Origin of the sequence: Streptomyces sp. NPDC021225 (genome assembly GCF_044332865.1) — a bacterium.
Taxonomy (GTDB): Bacteria; Actinomycetota; Actinomycetes; order Streptomycetales; family Streptomycetaceae; genus Streptomyces.
Window position 1 is genome coordinate 1 of the sequence record NZ_JBIRPV010000013.1, and the last position, 17,305, is coordinate 17,305.

Here is a 17,305-nt window from a genome sequence, read left to right on the forward strand (position 1 = left end):
GCGTGGTCAGCCGCTCGACCATGGTGTTCTGGGTGCGCGCCACCTGGTCGATCTCGGCGATCGCGCTGCGTCCGGCGCGGGCGGTCAGATCGCCGCCGGCGACGGCCACGGCCGTGGCCGACAGCGCCTCCAGCGGAGCGGAGAGCGTGCGCGCCTGATGCCGCGCCACCAGTACGCCGGTGGCCAGCGCGGCCAGGGCGGTGCCGACGAGCGCCGCCCACGCGAGGCCCACCCGGGCCCAGACCCCCTGGGTGCCGTCCGCCGCGCGGACCACACCGGTGACCCGCTCCGCCGTCGACACGGGCACGGCGGCCACCAGGTCCTGGCCGTCGCGGCCGCGCGCCACGACCCCGGCCATGGCCCGCCGGGTCACCGCGTCCGCCGTCGCGGGCCCGTGTCCGTCGCGCAGTCGGCCGGCGAGGTCGTACAGGCCGATCCGGGCATCCCGTTCGCCGGGGGGCAGCTCCGAGCGTTTCTTCCCCGTGGACTTCGCACCGACGCGCACGGCGGCCGCCAGGGCCGCGCGCTCGAGCTCGCCGCGCTCGTCCGCGATGAAGGACCGCGGGATCCCCACGGCCAGCGGCGTGGCGAGCAGGACGAGGGCCACCATGACCGCGACCACCGCCACGCGCACCACGCGCTTCCTCATGCGCCCATCATGACCACCCGGCCACCCTGGAGGTGCCCGGCACGACCGGGACACCGCGTGTCGCCACGGCGCCCGCTGCCACCCGGCGGCGCGCGCCCGCCGAAGGCGCGAGGATCCGCCGGACAGGGCCTACGCTTCGGGGCATGCGTACGACACGGGCCGAGGACTCCGTATCCGTGCTGGTCGTCGAGGACGACGACATCATCGGACGACATCTGGAGACCGGGCTGCGCGGCAGCGGCTACCAGGTGGCCTGGAGCCGGACCGGCGGCTCGGGGCTGGCCGAGGCCCGGCGGCTGCCCCTCGACGTCGTCCTGCTCGACCTCGGCCTCCCCGACGTGGACGGCATCGAGGTCGCGCGGGAGCTGCGCGACGAGTTCCCCGACCTCCTCATCGTCATCCTGACCGCGCGCGGCGAGGAGATCGACGTGATCGCGGGCCTGGACGCGGGCGCCGACGACTACCTGGTCAAGCCCTTCGCGCTGACCGTGCTCCTCGCCCGGCTCCGTGCCCATCTGCGCCGTCTCCCGGCCGGACCGCCCGGCTCGGGCGAGCCGGTCCGGCTGGGGGACCTGACCGTGGACATCGCGGCCCGCCGCTGTCGGCTCGGCGACGGCGAAGTGGAACTGCGCCCCAAGGAGTTCGAGCTGCTCGCCGTGCTGGCCCAGCACCCGGGCGAGGCCGTCTCGCGCGAGACGCTGATGGCGCGGGTGTGGGACGAGAACTGGTACGGCCCCACCAAGACCCTGGACGTCACCATGTCCTCCCTGCGCCGCCGGCTGCACACCGCCGCGGCGGCCTCCCCCGTCCCGCTCGAGCTGCCGGAGCTCACGACCCTGCGCGGACACGGCTATCGGCTCGAACCGGGCGGTTCGAGCCGATAGCCGTGTCCCTCCGAGGTTTTGTCGTCGTCTGACTTTCGTCGCAGCGAGCCTTAACGGCCGGGTTCCTACGGTGGTGAACATGACGGCCGGCTCGGCTCCCCACGAGGAGGCACCATGACATCGTCGCTGCGGACGGCAACACTGATGGGACCTCAGGTCAGCGGTGACCTGCCCGGCCCCGGTTCGGACGCCCTCCTCGCCCATCAGGCGAGACGGGAGTCCCAGGCCCGCACCTACCCCCGCCATCTGCCCATCGCGCCGGCCGAGGGGTCGGGGAGCTTTGTCCGGGACGTCGACGGAAACGTCTTCATCGACTTCCTCGGCGGCGCCGGTGTGCTCTCGCTGGGCCACAACCACCCCGAGCTGGTCCAGAGCGTGGTCCGGCAGCTCGACACCCTCACCCACGGCCTCGACTTCCCCACCCCCGCCAAGGACGCCTTCACCGAGGCCCAGCTGTCCATGCTGCCCCCGCGGCTGCGGGAGCGGACCAAGGTGCACTTCTGCGGGCCGACCGGCGCCAACGCGGTCGAGGCCGCCCTCAAGCTGTGCAAGATCGCGACCGGCCGCGGCGACATCGTCTCCTTCCACGGCGGCTTCCACGGCAGCACCCACGCCGCCATGGCGGTCAGCGGGCTGGTGTCCCAGAAGGCGCCCGTCCGGGACGGCATGCCCGGTGTCCACTTCTTCCCGTACTGCTCCTCCGCGTGCCCCGCAGGCCCCGCGCCGGGCAGCTGCGCCCGGGACTGCGCCGGCTATCTGGAGCGGGCGCTCCGGGACGATCTGGGCGGCATCCCGCTTCCCGCCGCGGTGATCCTGGAGATGGTGCAGGGCGAGGGCGGGGTCGTGGTCGCCCGCACCGAGTTCGTCCGGCGGGTGCGCGAGGTGACCCGCTCGCTGGGCATTCCCATGATCGTCGACGAGGTGCAGACGGGCTGCGGGCGCACCGGGACCTGGTTCGCGTTCGAGCAGTACGGCATCGAGCCGGATGTCATCGTGGCGTCCAAGGCGCTGAGCGGCATGGGCCTGCCGGTCGCCCTCATCCTGTACGACGCGGCTCTGGACACCTGGGAGCCGGGGGCGCACATCGGGACGTTCCGCGGCAACCAACTGGCCTTCGCCGCGGGCGCCGAGGCGGTCCGCATCGTCCGGCGCGACGATGTGCTGGCCAATGTCCGGCGCAGGGGGGTGCAGGTCGCGGACCGGCTCGGGGAGCTGATGGGCAACCCGTGGGTCCGCGAGGTGCGGGGCCGCGGCCTGATGTGGGGGATCGAGCTGGCGAACCCCGGCGACGGCCGGCCCGCGACCGCGCTCGCGGGCGAGGTGCAGACGTATGCGCTGCGACACGGGCTCATCGTCGAACGCGGCGGGCGCCAGGACGCCGTGGTCCGGATTCTGCCCCCGCTCAATGTCACGGCCGATGTCGTCGACACGGCCTGTTCGATCCTCGTCGAAGCCGTCTCGGCGTGTGCCTCGCGCCGCTCCGCGCGCTCCGGTCCGGTGGTCCGGGCCGGACTGGGCGGCTTCTGAGGAGGCCGGGCCCGATGCTCATCGTCCAGAAGTACGGCGGCTCCTCGGTGCCGACCACCGAGCGGATCACGTGTGTCGCCGAACGTGTTGTCGCGGCCCATGACGCGGGCCATGACGTGGTCGTGGTGGTGTCCGCCATGGGCCGGACCACCGATCAGCTGCTCAGGCTCGCCCGCGAGGTGGACCCCCTGCCGGCCGCGCGCGAACTGGACGCGCTGCTGACCACGGGTGAGCGGGTGTCCAGCGCGCTGACCGCGATGGCGATCCACGCGCTGGGCGCCCCGGCGTACTCCTTCTCCGGACGGCAGGCCGGTGTGCTGACGACCTCGGACCACGGCCGGGCGCAGATCGTCGAGGTCCGGCCGGGGCGGGTGCGGCAGGCGCTCGACCGGGGGGCGATCGCGCTGGTCACGGGTTTCGAGGGGGTGTGCGGGGAAACCGATGAGGTGACCACCTTGGGCCGGGGCGGGTCCGACACGACGGCGGTCGCGCTCGCCGCGGCCCTCAAGGCCGATGTGTGCGAGATCTACACCGATGTGGCCGGTGTCTTCACGGCCGACCCCGGCATCGTGCCGGAGGCCAGGCCGCTCGGCCGGCTCACCCATGAGGCGATGTGCGAGATGGCGGCCGGTGGCGCGCGGGTGCTGGCGCTGCCCAGCGCGGAGTACGCCCGCCGGCACGGTGTGACCGTCCATGTCCGCTCGTCCTTCGACGACCGCCCCGGCACCGTCATCTCGGACGAGGCTTCGGACGAGGCCGGGGACCCGGGAGCGGAGGCCGCCGCCGTGACGGGCGTGGCCCATGACATGTCCGGCGTGAAGATCACCGTGTTCGGCGTCCCGGACGGCGACCGGTCCGCGGGGCGGGTCCACGGAGTCCTGGCCGACGCCGGTATCGAGGTGGTCGAGTCGCACGGCGTGCCGCGCCCGGACGGACGGAGCGCGGACGTCGCGCTGGCCCTGCCCAGGACGGACGCCGCCGCCGCGATGACCGCTCTGCGGATCCACCGCAGAGAGCTCGGATACGAGCGGGTGACCTACCGCGACCGCGTCGGCAAGGTCTCGATCGTCGGGTCCGGCCTGCTGACGCGCGCCGATGTGTGCGCGACGCTCCGCGACACGCTGGCCGGGGCGGGGGTGCCCTTCGAGAGCTTCTCCGCGACGGACACCCGGATCTCCGCGCTGTGCCCCGCCTCCCGGCTCGTGGACGCCGTACGCGCCGTGCACCGGGCCCTTGTCGGCGGAGCCCGCGGGCTCAGCCGCCCGGTCGCTCTCCTTGGGCGATCTCGACGCTCTGGTGGAGGCTGATCGCTCCGGCCCCCGCGCCGGCGAGCGAGAGGCAGGCGCAGAGCGCGAGGAGCACCCCTGCGGCCACCGCCGCGAGGTGCCTCCTGCCACGGACACCGGGGAGCGGCGGCCGCAGCAGCGCCGCGACCCGCTGCGGCACCGGCCCGGAGGTGGCGGCCGGGGCCACGGTGGGGCGGCGCCGGGCCGCGCGGGTGGCGAGGGCCGCACGGCCGATGGCCCGGGCCGTGAGCTGCCGGTCGCCGGTGGCGGCGGCCGCCGCCTCGTCGGCGGCGCGCTCCGCGGCGAGCCGCACGGCGGCGCCCGCCGGGCGCAGCCCGGGGTGGCAGTGCGCGGCGAGCCCGACGGCGGCCAGATGGTAGTGATGGCGGGCGCTGAGGTGCGCCCGCTCATGGGCGAACAGCGCCTCGCGCTCGGCCGGGCTGAGGCTGCGGAGCATGGAGGTGGTCACCACGATCCGGCCCGGACTGCCGGGCAGGGCGTAGGCGTCGGGGTCGGGGCTGTCGATCACACAGAGGTCGCCGGCCGTGGGCTGGGTGTCCGCCGCCTTCCTGGCCTCGTGGTACTCCCCGATCAGGCGCGCCGCGGAGCGCGGCAGCGCCCAGGCGCACACCGCCAGCGCCCCGGTGGCCGCCGCGGCGAGCGGAAGCAGGCCGGGCGCGGAGCCGAGCGGATGGATCAGCTCCCCGAGGGTGGCGAACGGGGGGAGGGCCAGCAGGCCGTACAGCGTGAGGGTGCCGAGCGCGGCCAGCGAGCACACGGCCAGCACCACCGTGGTCGCGGTCAGGCACCACAGGGCGGCGGCGGGGGCCAGCCGGGCGACGGCGCGCCGGGCCAGGGGCGGTACGGCGCAGGGCACGAGCAGCGGGACCAGCGGCGCGACCAGCAGCGGGGCGATCATTGATCACCCGCTTCGAGGAGCTCCCTGAGCAGGCGCTCGTCGTCGTCGCTGAGCTGGTCGACAAAGCGGGCCAGGGCGACCTCGCGGGCTTCGTCGCGGTCGAGCTCCTGGTGCATGCGGCGGGCGGTCAGCCCGTGGGCGTCCTGGAGGGGGAAGTAGACGAAGCCGCGCCCGGACCGCTTCCGGTCGATGACCCCCTTCTCGTACAGCCGGGTCAGGATCGTGGTCACCGTCGTACGGGCCAGTGACGTCTCCAGGCTCCGCTGCACCTGACCGGGGCTCTGCGGCCCGGCGGCGGCCCAGAGCGCGGCCATCACGGTCGCCTCCAGTTCACCCGCGGGTCTGCGCTCGGGCTGCTTGCCGGCCATCGGCATGCCACCTCTCCCCTCTTCGTCTACAGTGTCGTAGACGGTCTACTGGATTGTAGTCGTCGCGCGGCCCGAGGGCCTCGCTCCGTTTCCGTGCTGTTCTGTTCCGTTCCGTACGTCCGCCGAAGGGACCGCGCCCGTGACCCTCGACCTGTCCGCAGGCCCACCCCTCGCGGTGAACATCCTGGACGCCCAGTCCCTGCTGTCCGCATTCGGGGTGCTCGGCATCGCCGTGGTGCTGTTCGCCGAGACCGGGCTGCTGATCGGGTTCTTCCTCCCCGGGGACTCGCTGCTCTTCACCGCCGGGCTGCTGTGCACCGCCGGTACGTCGGGCGGGCTCAGGCTCTCGCTGCCCGGAGTCATGGTCGCATCCGCCGTCGGGGCGCTCCTCGGCGCCCAGTGCGGCTATCTGCTCGGCCGCCGGGCGGGCGCCACGCTGCTGGCCCGGGGCCGCTCGCCCCGGCTGCGGGCGGGCGCAGACCGGGCCGGGGAATTGCTGGATCGCTACGGATACGCGCGGGCGGTGGTGCTGGCCCGGTTCGTGCCGGTGGTGCGCACGGTCCTGAACCCGATGGCGGGCGCGCTCGGTGTGCCGCCGCGGACCTTCGCGGTGTGGCAGACGGCGGGCGGGCTGCTGTGGACGCAGGGGCTGGTGATCGCCGGATTCGCGCTGGGGTCGTCCATCCCGAACGTCGACCGCTATCTGCTTCCGCTCATCGCGCTGATCGTGGTGGTGTCCCTGCTGCCGCTGGCCGCAGAGCTGCTGCGCGCCCGGACCGCGCGGCGTAAGGAGGCCGGCCGATGACGCTCGCCTACGACGGCTCCGGTATCGACGGCTCCGCGTACACCGCGGTGGTGGATCTGGCGCATCGCACCCCCGGCTGGCTGGACACCACGATCTCGGTCTGGTCCACCTACGGGCTCGCGCTGTTCGCGGTGCTGATGCTGGCGGGCTGGTGGCGCGCCCGCCGCAGCGGCCCCGAGGCGGCCGTGCAGGCCCTGGCCGCCCCGGTGCTGGTGCTGCTGGCGTACGGGGTGAACGACGCGCTGAAGCAGGTGGTGCGCGAGGACCGCCCGTGCCAGACCCTGCACCGGGCCGTCCTCGAGGCCTGCCCGGCGCCGGGCGACTGGTCCTTCCCCAGCAACCACGCGGCGCTGGCCGCGGCCGCCGCGGCGGCGCTGTGGTTCGTCTCGGCGCGGCTCGGCGCGGTGGCCACCGTCGCCGCCCTGGCGATGGGGGCGTCCCGGGTGTGGGTGGGGGCGCACTATCCGCACGATGTCGCCGCCGGGCTGGTGATCGGGGCGGTGGTGGCCCTGGCCCTGGGCGCCGCCCTGCACCACAGGCCACAAGCCCTGGCGCGGCGCCTGGCGGCGACGCGGCTACGGCCGCTGCTGACCGTGTCGTAGCCCGTGCGGGTGTCGGTGGCGGCTGGTCACCTGGCGGTCACCGGGCGGCCCTCGGGGGCTCGATGCCGGGACCGGGGCGGAAGCTCGCCGGGCTACAGGGTCGGGGCCCGCGGCCCGTCGGGCGCCGTGTGGCGCCCCTCGACGACGGCCCGCGCGACCGCGGCCACCTCGTCCTGGCCGATCCGCCGGTATCCGTCCTCGGTGACGAGGGCGATGAGCGGGAACAGCCGCCGGGTGAGATCGGGGCCGCCGGTGGCGGAGTCCTCGTCGGCCGCGTCGTAGAGCGCCTGCACGACGGCCGTGACGATGTCGCGCTCCGGCATGCCCTCCCGGTAGAGCTTCTTCAGTGAGCCCCGGGCGTGGACCGAGCCCGATCCGGTGGTGGCGAAGCCGCGCTCCTCGGAGCGGTTGCCGGTGACGTCGTAGGAGAAGACGCGCCCGCGCCCCTTGTGCACGTCGTAGCCGGCGAACAGCGGGACCACCGCCATGCCCTGCATCGCCATCTCGAGATTGTCACGGACCATCTTGGTCAGCCGGTTGGCCTTGCCGTCCAGGGAGAGGGCCGTGCCTTCTATTTTCTCGTAGTGCTCGAGTTCCAGCTGGAGGAGCCTGACGAGTTCCACCGCCGGGCCCGCGGTGCCCGCGATGGCGATGGCGGAGTGTCCATCGGCCGGGAAGACCTTCTCGTATTCACGGTGCGCGATGAGGTTGCCCGACGTGACGCGCCGGTCGCCGGCCACCAGCACGCCGTCCGCATACGTCGCCGCGATCACGGTCGTGCCGTGGGGTGCCTCGAAGTCGCCCCGGGCGGGCGGGTACTGACGCTCCGCAGGCAGCAGCTGCGGAGCCTGGGCCTTGAGGAAATCCAGGAAGGAGGAGGTCTCGGGGGCCAGGAACGCGGGCGGCAGGCCGCCCTTCATCAGCGCGTCGAACGACATGCGCGTTCCCTTCCCCAGAGGCATCGGCGGCTTCCGCTTGCCGCACATTACCCAACCCCCGCCCCGGGCAATCCATGGAGAGACGCACGGCAGTTGTGCGGCGCCTGCCTGCGGCGGAGGCTCTGTCGGAGGCAGGGCTCACCCGACCCTACGGACGGAGGTGGCGGGCCGGCGGTGGCGCGGTGCTGCCGCGCCGCACGAGTTCCGTCGGGACGAGCGTGGTGCCGTGTTCCGGCACCTCCTCGCGCATCTGCCGGAGCACCCCCTCGACACAGCGCCGCCCGACCTCGGCGAAGTCCTGGTGGACGGTGGTCAGGGGCGGCAGGAAGGAACCGGCCTCGGGGATGTCGTCGAAGCCGATGACGCTCACATCCTCCGGGACCCTCCTGCCGCGCTCGTGCAGGGCTCGCAACAGGCCCAGCGCCATCTGGTCGTTGGCGGCGAACACCGCCGTACAGTCGGCCTCGTCGGCGAGGCGGAGTCCGGCCCGGTAGCCGGACTCCGCCGACCAGTCGCCCCGGACCAGGGGCGGCGGGGCACACTCCGCGTCGGTGAGGGTGGCGCGCCACGCGTCGGCGCGGCGCTGTGCGGCGAAGGACGCCTCCGGGCCGGCCAGGTGCCACACCGTGCGGTGGCCGAGGTCGAGCAGATAGCGCACGGCGGCGCGGGTGCCGCCCGCCTGGTCGGTGTCGACCACGCAGTAGCGGTCTCCGGCGTCCGAATCGACCACGACCACCTGGACGTTGGGCGGCAGCGAGACGGTGGCCGAGTCGAGCAGATGCACCTCCATGATGACGATGACGGCGTCGACGGCGAGCTCCCCCAGCCGGGAGAAGGCGCCGCGCACCTCGTCCTGGGTGGGGACCGCGACGGGCAGGAGTGTCACGGCGTAGCCCTCGTGGGCCGCGGAGGTGGCGATCGCCTCCAGGGTGCGCACATTGCCGGTGGTGGCAAGGGAGAACGTGATGACGCCGATGGTGCGGAACTCGCCGCGCTTGAGCGCCCGGGCGGCGCTGTTGGGCCGGTAGCCCAGCTCCTTCATCGCCGCCAGCACCTGTCGCCGGGTCTCTTCCGTCACGCCCGAGTAGCCGTTGGCGACCCGGGAGACGGTCTGCGAGGAGACACCGGCCAGGCGGGCCACGTCCGCCATGGAAGCGCGCTGGACCCGTCGGTCGGCGCGTGTGCGGGCCCCCACCCGGGCCTGTGGTGTACTCGCCGATTCGCTGTCTGTTGCGTCCACCCTTGCCCCCTTTTATCCGCAGTGTTGCGGAATCGTCGTACGACGACCCTTGACCGTCGACATTCGGGCAGTGTAGACATGCCGCCACCAGATGTTTACGTAAACATAACACCCGTCAAGGTCTTTTCCAGGGCGTGATGTTTACGTAAACATTGCGTGGGCGCCGGGCCTCCGGGCTCCGAAGAGGGATGAACGAGGATCGACATGACGACGCTGCAACCGCCGGCGGCCGTGGACCGCACGGCACGGGCTTCGCTGAAACGGGACCGACGGTCCTGGACGGGGTGGGGGTTCGTCGGCCCCTTCGTGGCGGTCTTCGCCCTGGTCTTCCTGGCTCCCATCGGGTATTCGATCTACCTCAGCCTCTTCCAGGACAAGCTGATCGGCGGCAACACCTTCGTAGGTCTTGACAACTACCAGCAGGCGCTCCAGGACGACCAGTTCTGGTCCGGAGTGACCCGGGTGGGGCTGTTCCTGGCGGTCCAGGTGCCGATCATGCTGGGCATCGCCCTGCTCGTCGCGCTCGCGCTGGACAGCGGGCGGCTGTACGGCAAGAACTTCTTCCGGATCTCGATCTTCCTGCCCTATGCGGTGCCCGCCGTGGTGGCCACGCTGATGTGGGCCTTCATGTACGGCACCCGCTTCGGGCTGGTGGGGGACATCAACGACGCCTTCGGTGTCTCGCTGCCCGATCCGCTCTCGCCCGACCTGGTCCTGGCGTCGATCGGCAACATCGTCACCTGGGAGTTCGTCGGCTACAACATGCTGATCTTCTACTCGGCGCTGCGGGTGATCCCGCACTCCCTGTACGAGGCGGCGGAGATCGACGGCGCCGGACAGCTCCGCGTCATCACCGCCATCAAGCTCCCCGCGATCCGCGGCGCCCTCGTCATCGCGACGATCTTCTCGATCATCGGCAGCTTCCAGCTGTTCAACGAGCCGAGCATCCTGAAGCCCCTGGCGCCCAACGCGATCACCACCGACTACACCCCCAACTACTACACGTACACGCTGTCCTTCAACGGCCAGCAGCACAACTACTCCGCGACGGTCGCCATCGTCATGGGGCTGATCACCATGGTCGTCGCCTATGTCGTCCAGCTTCGCGGCATGCGCAAGGGAGCCTGAACCATGAGCAGCCCCGCCACCACCGCTTCCAAGGCCAAGGCGTCCGCCCGGACCGGATCCGCCGGCCACGCGCCCCGGCTGCGCACCCCGCGCAAGGCCGCCGAAAGGCGCCGCCCCCGCCGCAGCGTGCTGCTGACCGTGCTGACCGGTCTGGTGCTGCTGTACTCCCTGGTGCCGCTGATATGGCTGGTCATCAGCTCCACCAAGACCCAGGAAGGGCTGGCCGACTCCTCCGGGCTGTGGTTTGCCGACCACTTCGCCCTGTGGGACAACATCCGTGAGACCTTCACCTACAACGACGGCGTCTTCGTCCGCTGGCTGCTGAACACCCTGCTGTATGTGGGGCTCGGCGCCGGTGGCGCCACCTTCCTGGCGGTCCTGGGCGGCTACGCCCTGGCGAAGTTCACCTTCCCCGGCAAGCGCGCCGTGTTCGCCGTCGTCATCGGGGCCGTCGCCGTGCCGACCACCGCCCTGGCGGTCCCCACCTTCCTGATGTTCAGCAAGATGGGGCTGACCAACACCCCCTGGGCGGTGATCGTCCCCTCGCTCATCTCGCCCTTCGGCCTGTATCTGATGTGGGTCTTCGCCACCGAGGCCATCCCCGACGAGCTGCTGGAGGCCGCCCGCATCGACGGGGCGAGCGAGCTGCGCACCTTCTTCCAGGTCAGCCTGCCGCTGCTGGCGCCGGGCATCGTGACCGTGCTGCTGTTCACGATGGTCGCGACCTGGAACAACTTCTTCCTGCCGCTGATCATGCTCAAGGATCCGAACTGGTACCCGCTGACCCTGGGGCTGAACAGCTGGAACGCCCAGGCCCAGACGGCCGGTGGTGAAGCCGTCTTCAACCTGGTGATCACCGGCTCGGTGATCACCATCCTCCCCCTGATCGCCGCCTTCCTGCTGTTGCAGAAGTACTGGCAGTCCGGACTCGCCGCCGGAAGCGTCAAGGAATAACCCTCACCCCACCACGAAGAAGTGGAAGCACCATGCCCAAGAACACGCGCCGCCTGCTGCGCGGCATCGGCCTCGTCTGTGCCCTCGCCCTGGGAGCGACCGCCTGCGGCGGCTCCGACGACGACGGCTCCAGTGGCGAGAAGGTCTCCGCCGGGGACATCCAGGCGGCTCTGAAGAAGGGCGGCTCGATCACGGTCTGGGCCTGGGAGCCCACGCTCAAGCAGGTCGTCAAGGACTTCGAGAAGGAACACCCCAAGGTCCACGTCAACCTCGTCAACGCGGGTACGAACAAGGACCAGTACACCGCCCTCCAGAACGCCATAGCGGCGAAGAAGGGCGTCCCGGACGTCGCGCAGATCGAGTACTACGCGCTGGGCCAGTTCTCGCTGACCAAGGCCGTGACCGACCTGTCCGGCTACGGCGCCGACAAGCTCTCCAAGACCTACTCGCCCGGCCCGTGGAACTCGGTGAAGTCCGGCGACAAGATCTACGCGCTGCCCATGGACTCCGGCCCGATGGCGCTGTTCTACAACAAGAAGGTCTTCGACAAGTACAAGGTCGCGGTGCCCACCACCTGGGACGAGTACGTCGACGCGGCGCGCAAGCTGCACAAGGCCGACCCGAAGGTCTACATCACCAGCGACACCGGCGACGCGGGCATGACCACCAGCCTGCTGTGGCAGGCCGGCTCGCGCCCGTACCAGGTCGACGGCACCAACGTGAAGATCAACTTCTCGGACAAGGGCGCCGCCACCTACACCAAGACCTGGCAGAAGCTCATCGACGAGAAGCTGCTGTCGCCCGTCAGCGGCTGGACCGACGACTGGTACAAGGGGCTGGGCGACGGCAGCATCGCCACCCTGACCACCGGCGCCTGGATGCCCGCCAACTTCGTCTCCGGTGTGAAGAACGCCTCCGGCGACTGGCGTGTGGCCCCGCTGCCGCAGTGGACCAAGGGCGACAAGACCACCGCGGAGAACGGCGGCAGCTCGCTGGCCCTGCCCTCGGCGGGCAAGAACAAGGAACTGGCCTACGCCTTCGCCGAGTACGCGAACGCCGGCAAGGGCGTGCAGACCCGGCTCAAGGGCGGTGCCTTCCCGGCGACCACGGCCGACCTCCAGTCCGAGGCGTTCCAGAACACCGAGTTCCCGTACTTCGGCGGGCAGAAGGCCAACAAGATCTTCGCCGACTCGGCCGCGAACGTCGGCAGCGGCTGGTCGTACCTCCCCTACCAGGTGTACGCCAACTCGATCTTCAACGACAGCGTCGGCAAGGCCTATGTCTCGAACACCCCGCTGGCCAAGGGGCTGAAGGCCTGGCAGGACGCCTCGGTCAAGTACGGCAAGGAGCAGGGCTTCACGGTCTCCGAGTAAGGCCCTACGGCAGCAGGGAACGCGATGCCGCGGTCCCTGCTGCCGTACGCCCTGAGCATCACCAGCTCCACCGGCACCACCCCGGCACCACCAGCACCAACGCCGCGCCGCCCCGTGCGGTACTCCGGAAGGACCACCATGATCTCCACCCTCCTCTCCCGGCTGCCGCACGGGGCGGACGGTGACCCCACCTCCCCCCGCCTCCTCTTCGGCGCCGACTACAACCCCGAGCAGTGGCCGCGCGAGGTGTGGGAGGAGGACGTCCGGCTGATGCGACAGGCCGGCGTCAACGTCGTCTCGGTGGCGATCTTCTCCTGGGCCCGCATCCAGCCGGCCCGGGACCAGTGGGACTTCGAGTGGCTCGACGAGGTCATGGACCTGCTGCACGCGGGCGGCATCGGCGTCGACCTGGCCACCGCCACCGCGTCCCCGCCGCCCTGGCTCACCACCGCGCACCCGGAGATCCTCCCGGTGACCGCCTCCGGCGAGACGCTGTGGCCGGGCGCGCGGCAGCACTGGCGCCCCACCTCCCCGGTCTTCCGTGAGCACGCGCTGCGCCTGGTGACCCGGATGGCCGAGCGCTACGCCGACCACCCCGCCCTGGTGGCCTGGCATGTCTCCAACGAGCTGGGCTGCCACAACATCTACGACTACTCCGACGACGCCGCCCGCGCCTTCCGCGACTGGCTGCGGGCGCGCTACGAGACCCTCGATGCGCTCAACCACGCCTGGGGCACGGCCTTCTGGTCCCAGCGCTACAGCGACTGGAACCAGATCCTGCCGCCCCGGCTCGCCGCGTCCCACCCCAACCCCACCCAGCAGCTGGACTTCAAGCGCTTCTCCTCCGACGCGCTGAAGGAGTATCTGCGCGCGGAGCGCGACATCCTGCGCGAGCTCACCCCCGGAACGCCCGTCACCACCAACTTCATGGTGATGGGCGAGACCAAGGGGATGAACTACGCCGACTGGGCCGACGAGATCGACTTCGTCTCCAACGACCACTACGTCCTCCCCGGCCCCCAGGACCGCGATGAGCTGTCCTTCTCCGCCAACCTCACCAGCGGCATCTCCGGCGGGCGCCCCTGGTTCCTGATGGAGCACTCCACCAGCGCGGTCAACTGGCAGCCGGTCAACCTGGCCAAGCGCCCCGGGGACCTCGCCCGCGACTCCCTGCTGCATGTCGCGCACGGCGCCGACGCGGTCTGCTACTTCCAGTGGCGGCAATCGGCGGCCGGGGCCGAGAAGTACCACTCGGCGATGGTGCCGCACGCCGGGGCCGACAGCGAGGTGTTCCGCGCGGTCACCGAGCTGGGCGCCACCCTCCAGGCGCTGGCGCCGGTCGCCGGGGCCGAGCGCGAGCGGGCGCGGGTCGGGATCGTATACGACTGGGACTCGTGGTGGGCCAGCGAGCAGGACTCCCACCCCAGCTCCCTGCTCAACTACCGGCAGGAGGCCCTCGACTGGTACTCCGCCCTCCTCGCGCTGGGCATCCGCGCCGATGTCATCACCACCCGGGCCGACCTCGGCGAGTACCGGCTGCTGATCGCGCCCGTGCTGCACGTGGTGCCCCAGGCCCTGGCCAAGGAGCTCACCCGGTACGCCGAGACGGGCGGCCACCTGGTCACCACGTACTTCTCCGGCGTCGTCGACGAGAACGACCACATCTGGCTGGGCGGCTACCCCGGGGCCCTGCGCGAGCTGCTGGGCATCCGCATCGAGGAGTTCGGCCCGCTGCTCGCCGGGGACACCGTCGAACTGGACGGCCCGGACGGGGCGGAAGGGCCGGCCACCGGCACCCTGTGGACCGACCGGATCACCGTCACCGACCCCGACGGCGTACGCATCCTCGCCCACTACCGCACCGGCAACCAGGCCGGCCGCCCCGCCGTCACCCGCCGCGCGGTGGGCGAGGGCTCGGCCGCGTATGTCTCCACCCGGCTGGGCGCCGACGGCCTCACCCGCCTCCTGCCGGGCCTGCTGGAGGGCGCCGGAGTCCACAGCGAGCTGCCCGCCGAGGTGCGCGGGCGCGTCGAGCTGACGGTGCGCCGCAACGCCGACGCCCGTTACCTCTTCCTCGTCAACCGCACCGACGAGCAGGTGAGCCTGGACGGCCTCACCGGGGAGCCGCTGACCGGCGGCGCCACGGCCGCCGACGGCTCGCTCACCCTGCGGCCGCGGGAAGTCGCCGTGCTGCGACAGCCCGCCTCCTGACACCCCCCCACACGGGCATGTCCGCTGGGCATGCCGTCCCACCGAAGCGACCACATACGAGTTGGGAGCACACGATGGAACGCCGTACCCGCACACCACGGCTCCTGGGGGCCATCGGCGTCACGGCCCTGGCCACCGGCGCCGCCCTGATCACCGCACCGTCACCGCAGGCACGGGCAGAGGCCCAGCCGACGGCCGCGGCCGCCTCCGTGACCGTCTCGCCCGACCCCTCCTACCAGCAGCAGAAGTTCGAGGGCTGGGGCACCAGCCTGGTGTGGTTCGCCAACGCCACCGGCGGCTACCCCGAGGAGATACGCCAGAAGCTGGCCTCGCTCCTCTTCGGTGACGACGGCCTCGCCCTCAACATCGCCCGCTACAACATCGGCGGCGGCAACGCCCCGGACGTCAAGGACTACCTCCGCGCCGGAGGGGCGGTCCCGGGCTGGTGGAAGGCGCCCGAGGGCACCACCCGCGAGGACACCGACTGGTGGAGCGCCGACGACCCCGCCGACTGGAACCCCGACGCCGACGCGAAGCAGCGCTGGTGGGTGGACCGGATCAAGGGCGACATCGACCACTGGGAGACGTTCAGCAACTCCCCGCCCTGGTTCATGACCACCAGCGGCTATGTCTCCGGCGGCTTCAACGCCACCATCGACCAGCTCAAGACCGAATCCGTCGACGACTTCGCCGCCTACCTGGCCGGCGCCACGAAGCGGCTGGAGAAGGCGCACGACATCAAGGTCGACACCGTCGACCCCTTCAACGAGCCCAACACCAACTACTGGAGCACCCGTCTGGGAGCCGACGGCCAGCCGGTCGGCGGCCGTCAGGAAGGGGCCCACATCGGCCCCGAACTCCAGCAGAAGGTGATCCGCGCCCTGGCACCCGCCCTGAAGAAGGCCAGGACCGGCGCGAAGATCTCCGCGATGGACGAGACCAACCCGAACATCTTCGCCCAGAACTGGAACACCTACCCGCAGGAGGTGCGTGACCTCGTCGGCCAGATGAACGTGCACACCTACGGCACCGGCGGCCGTACCACCGTGCGCGACCTGGCCAAGGCGGCCGACAAGCCGCTGTGGATGAGCGAGGTCGAGGGCGACTGGGGCGACGGCCAGGACTTCCAGGACATGAGGCCCGGCCTCGGACTGGCCCAGCACATCGTCGACGACCTGCGGGAACTCGAACCCCGCGCCTGGGTCTTCTGGCAGCCCGTCGAGGACTACGACAACATGAAGCCCGGCGGGGAGTCCGCCAAGGGCGGCAACTGGGGCAGCATCCAGCTCCCCTTCAGCTGCACCTCCCAGGACACCCTGAAGTCCTGCCCGATCCGCACCAACACCAAGTTCGACACCGCCCGGAACTTCACCCACTACATCAAGCCCGGGGACCGGCTGGTGAAGGTCGACGACACCTCCAGCGCTGCCGCCGTCTCCCAGCGCGGCAACCGCGCCACCGTCGTCCATGTCAACCGCACCACCGCCGAGCGCACGGTCACCATCGACCTGTCCAAGTTCGCCGACGTCTCCCGCGGCGCCGCCGTCACCCCGGTCGTGACCAGCGCCGAGGGCAAGCTGGAGCGGCACCGCCCGATCCGGGTCACCGACCGGCGCGCCACCTTCACCGTGCCTGCCGAATCGGTGACCTCCTTCCTCGTCAAGGGGGTCTCCGGTACCGCGAAGGACGCCGCGCTGCTGCGCGAGGGCCACACCTACCGGCTGACCGGCGCCCAGAGCGGCAAGGAACTCACCGTCGCGGAGGGCGGCACCGGGCTCGTCATCAAGACCGCGAGCGCCGACGCGGCCGACACCACCCAGCGCTGGCAGCTCCGCCAGATCAGCGGCGAGGGCAACCGGCAGCGGTACGTGTTCACCAACCCGACGGACGGCAAGCGCCTTGCCGTCCGTGACGGCGCCGCGGTCCTGGAGCCCGACCAGGGCACCCGCGACCAGGCCACCCAGTGGATCATGTCGACCACCGGAGACTCCACCTGGACCCTTGTCAACGCCGCCACCGGCAGGCTGCTGGAGGTCTCCGGCCAGTCCACGCAGGACGGGGCCGCGGTCTCCACCTGGCAGCCCAACTCCGGCGCCAACCAGCGCTGGAAGGTGACCGACGTGAGCTGACCGGCGCCATCGTCAGCGCAGGCCGACGCGGTCACGGCAGGTCGATGTCGTAGCCGCCGGCGGCCTCGATGAGCCACCACAGCGCCCTCCGGCCACCGTACGGATGGCCGTCCACGGCGACCCGTATCCAGCCGGAGGTCGCTGTTGTGGTGCCGCCATCCGCCCTGTGCCCCCTCGCTGGCCTCCGCGCCTGGCGAGGGGGCTTTCGTCATGCCTCGGAAGCACGACGGCCCCCACGGTGATATGGAGGCCGATCGCTGCAATCCCGGCTGGCCCGGGAGTACCGTCTGAG

Annotated in this window: 15 protein-coding genes; 10 read left to right on the top strand and 5 right to left on the bottom strand. The window is 71.6% G+C overall.

The window, feature by feature from the left end:
- The coding region (locus ACH4S9_RS37990; protein ID WP_398376240.1) for a HAMP domain-containing protein at window positions 1–649 on the bottom strand (649 nt) is incomplete at its 3' end.
- 143 nt (window positions 650–792) lie between these two features.
- Here ACH4S9_RS37990 and ACH4S9_RS37995 point away from each other — a divergent pair.
- From ACH4S9_RS37995 to ACH4S9_RS38005, 3 genes are all read left to right on the top strand, one after another.
- Window positions 793–1,533 (top strand): response regulator transcription factor, encoded by a 741-nt coding sequence (locus ACH4S9_RS37995; RefSeq protein WP_398376241.1) that lies wholly within the window; start codon window positions 793–795, stop codon window positions 1,531–1,533.
- 114 nt (window positions 1,534–1,647) lie between these two features.
- On the top strand, window positions 1,648–3,060 hold the full coding sequence (locus ACH4S9_RS38000) for an aspartate aminotransferase family protein (protein WP_398376243.1): 1,413 nt from the start codon (window positions 1,648–1,650) through the stop codon (window positions 3,058–3,060).
- A gap of 14 nt (window positions 3,061–3,074) precedes the next feature.
- On the top strand, window positions 3,075–4,367 hold the full coding sequence (locus ACH4S9_RS38005; RefSeq protein ID WP_398376244.1) for an aspartate kinase: 1,293 nt from the start codon (window positions 3,075–3,077) through the stop codon (window positions 4,365–4,367).
- On the opposite strand, the gene ACH4S9_RS38010 is transcribed toward ACH4S9_RS38005, so the two are convergent.
- Both ACH4S9_RS38010 and ACH4S9_RS38015 read right to left on the bottom strand, forming a co-directional pair.
- Window positions 4,315–5,265 (bottom strand): M56 family metallopeptidase, encoded by a 951-nt coding sequence (locus tag ACH4S9_RS38010; protein ID WP_398376246.1) that lies wholly within the window; start codon window positions 5,263–5,265, stop codon window positions 4,315–4,317. The two genes, ACH4S9_RS38005 and ACH4S9_RS38010, sit on opposite strands and share 53 nt — an antisense overlap.
- Window positions 5,262–5,633: a BlaI/MecI/CopY family transcriptional regulator gene (locus ACH4S9_RS38015; RefSeq protein ID WP_311726961.1), complete on the bottom strand. Its 372-nt coding sequence runs from the start codon at window positions 5,631–5,633 to the stop codon at window positions 5,262–5,264. Before ACH4S9_RS38015 ends, ACH4S9_RS38010 begins: the two co-directional genes overlap by 4 nt.
- Before the next feature lie 139 nt (window positions 5,634–5,772).
- On the opposite strand from ACH4S9_RS38015, the gene ACH4S9_RS38020 reads away from it, so the two are divergent.
- Entirely contained in the window at window positions 5,773–6,438 is a 666-nt protein-coding gene (locus tag ACH4S9_RS38020) for a DedA family protein (protein ID WP_361193700.1), read from the top strand.
- Complete coding sequence (locus ACH4S9_RS38025; RefSeq protein WP_398376248.1) at window positions 6,435–7,040, top strand: phosphatase PAP2 family protein; 606 nt, start codon at window positions 6,435–6,437, stop codon at window positions 7,038–7,040. The genes ACH4S9_RS38020 and ACH4S9_RS38025 overlap by 4 nt, the downstream gene beginning before the upstream one ends.
- A 92-nt stretch (window positions 7,041–7,132) precedes the next feature.
- Here the strand turns inward: ACH4S9_RS38025 and prcB are convergent, their stop codons facing one another.
- Window positions 7,133–7,978 (bottom strand): proteasome subunit beta, encoded by an 846-nt coding sequence (gene prcB, locus ACH4S9_RS38030; RefSeq protein ID WP_398376250.1) that lies wholly within the window; start codon window positions 7,976–7,978, stop codon window positions 7,133–7,135.
- A gap of 148 nt (window positions 7,979–8,126) precedes the next feature.
- Window positions 8,127–9,128, bottom strand: coding sequence for a LacI family DNA-binding transcriptional regulator (locus tag ACH4S9_RS38035; RefSeq protein WP_398376252.1), 1,002 nt, complete (start codon window positions 9,126–9,128; stop codon window positions 8,127–8,129).
- 294 nt (window positions 9,129–9,422) lie between these two features.
- Between ACH4S9_RS38035 and ACH4S9_RS38040 the strand changes: the two genes are divergently transcribed.
- From ACH4S9_RS38040 to ACH4S9_RS38060, 5 genes are all read left to right on the top strand, one after another.
- A complete protein-coding gene (locus tag ACH4S9_RS38040) occupies window positions 9,423–10,346 on the top strand; it encodes a sugar ABC transporter permease (protein ID WP_358848660.1) in 924 nt (307 codons plus the stop codon).
- A 3-nt stretch (window positions 10,347–10,349) separates the two neighbouring features.
- A complete protein-coding gene (locus ACH4S9_RS38045; RefSeq protein ID WP_352130783.1) occupies window positions 10,350–11,300 on the top strand; it encodes a carbohydrate ABC transporter permease in 951 nt (316 codons plus the stop codon).
- A 32-nt stretch (window positions 11,301–11,332) separates the two neighbouring features.
- Window positions 11,333–12,673, top strand: coding sequence for an ABC transporter substrate-binding protein (locus ACH4S9_RS38050; RefSeq protein WP_398376254.1), 1,341 nt, complete (start codon window positions 11,333–11,335; stop codon window positions 12,671–12,673).
- 138 nt (window positions 12,674–12,811) lie between these two features.
- Complete coding sequence (locus ACH4S9_RS38055) at window positions 12,812–14,884, top strand: beta-galactosidase (RefSeq protein ID WP_398376469.1); 2,073 nt, start codon at window positions 12,812–12,814, stop codon at window positions 14,882–14,884.
- Between the two features lie 74 nt (window positions 14,885–14,958).
- Entirely contained in the window at window positions 14,959–17,013 is a 2,055-nt protein-coding gene (locus ACH4S9_RS38060) for an RICIN domain-containing protein (RefSeq protein WP_398376256.1), read from the top strand.
- Window positions 17,014–17,305 lie beyond the last annotated feature (292 nt).

What these genes read in the sequence shown, in the direction of transcription:
- ACH4S9_RS37995 (WP_398376241.1), top strand. Translation starts at nt 793, where the DNA reads ATGCGTACGACACGGGCCGAGGACTCCGTATCCGTGCTGGTCGTCGAG.
- ACH4S9_RS38000 (WP_398376243.1), top strand. Translation starts at nt 1,648, where the DNA reads ATGACATCGTCGCTGCGGACGGCAACACTGATGGGACCTCAGGTCAGC.
- ACH4S9_RS38005 (WP_398376244.1), top strand. Translation starts at nt 3,075, where the DNA reads ATGCTCATCGTCCAGAAGTACGGCGGCTCCTCGGTGCCGACCACCGAG.
- ACH4S9_RS38010 (WP_398376246.1), bottom strand. Translation starts at nt 5,265, where the DNA reads ATGATCGCCCCGCTGCTGGTCGCGCCGCTGGTCCCGCTGCTCGTGCCC.
- ACH4S9_RS38015 (WP_311726961.1), bottom strand. Translation starts at nt 5,633, where the DNA reads ATGGCCGGCAAGCAGCCCGAGCGCAGACCCGCGGGTGAACTGGAGGCG.
- ACH4S9_RS38025 (WP_398376248.1), top strand. Translation starts at nt 6,435, where the DNA reads ATGACGCTCGCCTACGACGGCTCCGGTATCGACGGCTCCGCGTACACC.
- prcB (WP_398376250.1), bottom strand. Translation starts at nt 7,978, where the DNA reads ATGTCGTTCGACGCGCTGATGAAGGGCGGCCTGCCGCCCGCGTTCCTG.
- ACH4S9_RS38035 (WP_398376252.1), bottom strand. Translation starts at nt 9,128, where the DNA reads ATGGCGGACGTGGCCCGCCTGGCCGGTGTCTCCTCGCAGACCGTCTCC.
- ACH4S9_RS38040 (WP_358848660.1), top strand. Translation starts at nt 9,423, where the DNA reads ATGACGACGCTGCAACCGCCGGCGGCCGTGGACCGCACGGCACGGGCT.
- ACH4S9_RS38045 (WP_352130783.1), top strand. Translation starts at nt 10,350, where the DNA reads ATGAGCAGCCCCGCCACCACCGCTTCCAAGGCCAAGGCGTCCGCCCGG.
- ACH4S9_RS38050 (WP_398376254.1), top strand. Translation starts at nt 11,333, where the DNA reads ATGCCCAAGAACACGCGCCGCCTGCTGCGCGGCATCGGCCTCGTCTGT.
- ACH4S9_RS38055 (WP_398376469.1), top strand. Translation starts at nt 12,812, where the DNA reads ATGATCTCCACCCTCCTCTCCCGGCTGCCGCACGGGGCGGACGGTGAC.
- ACH4S9_RS38060 (WP_398376256.1), top strand. Translation starts at nt 14,959, where the DNA reads ATGGAACGCCGTACCCGCACACCACGGCTCCTGGGGGCCATCGGCGTC.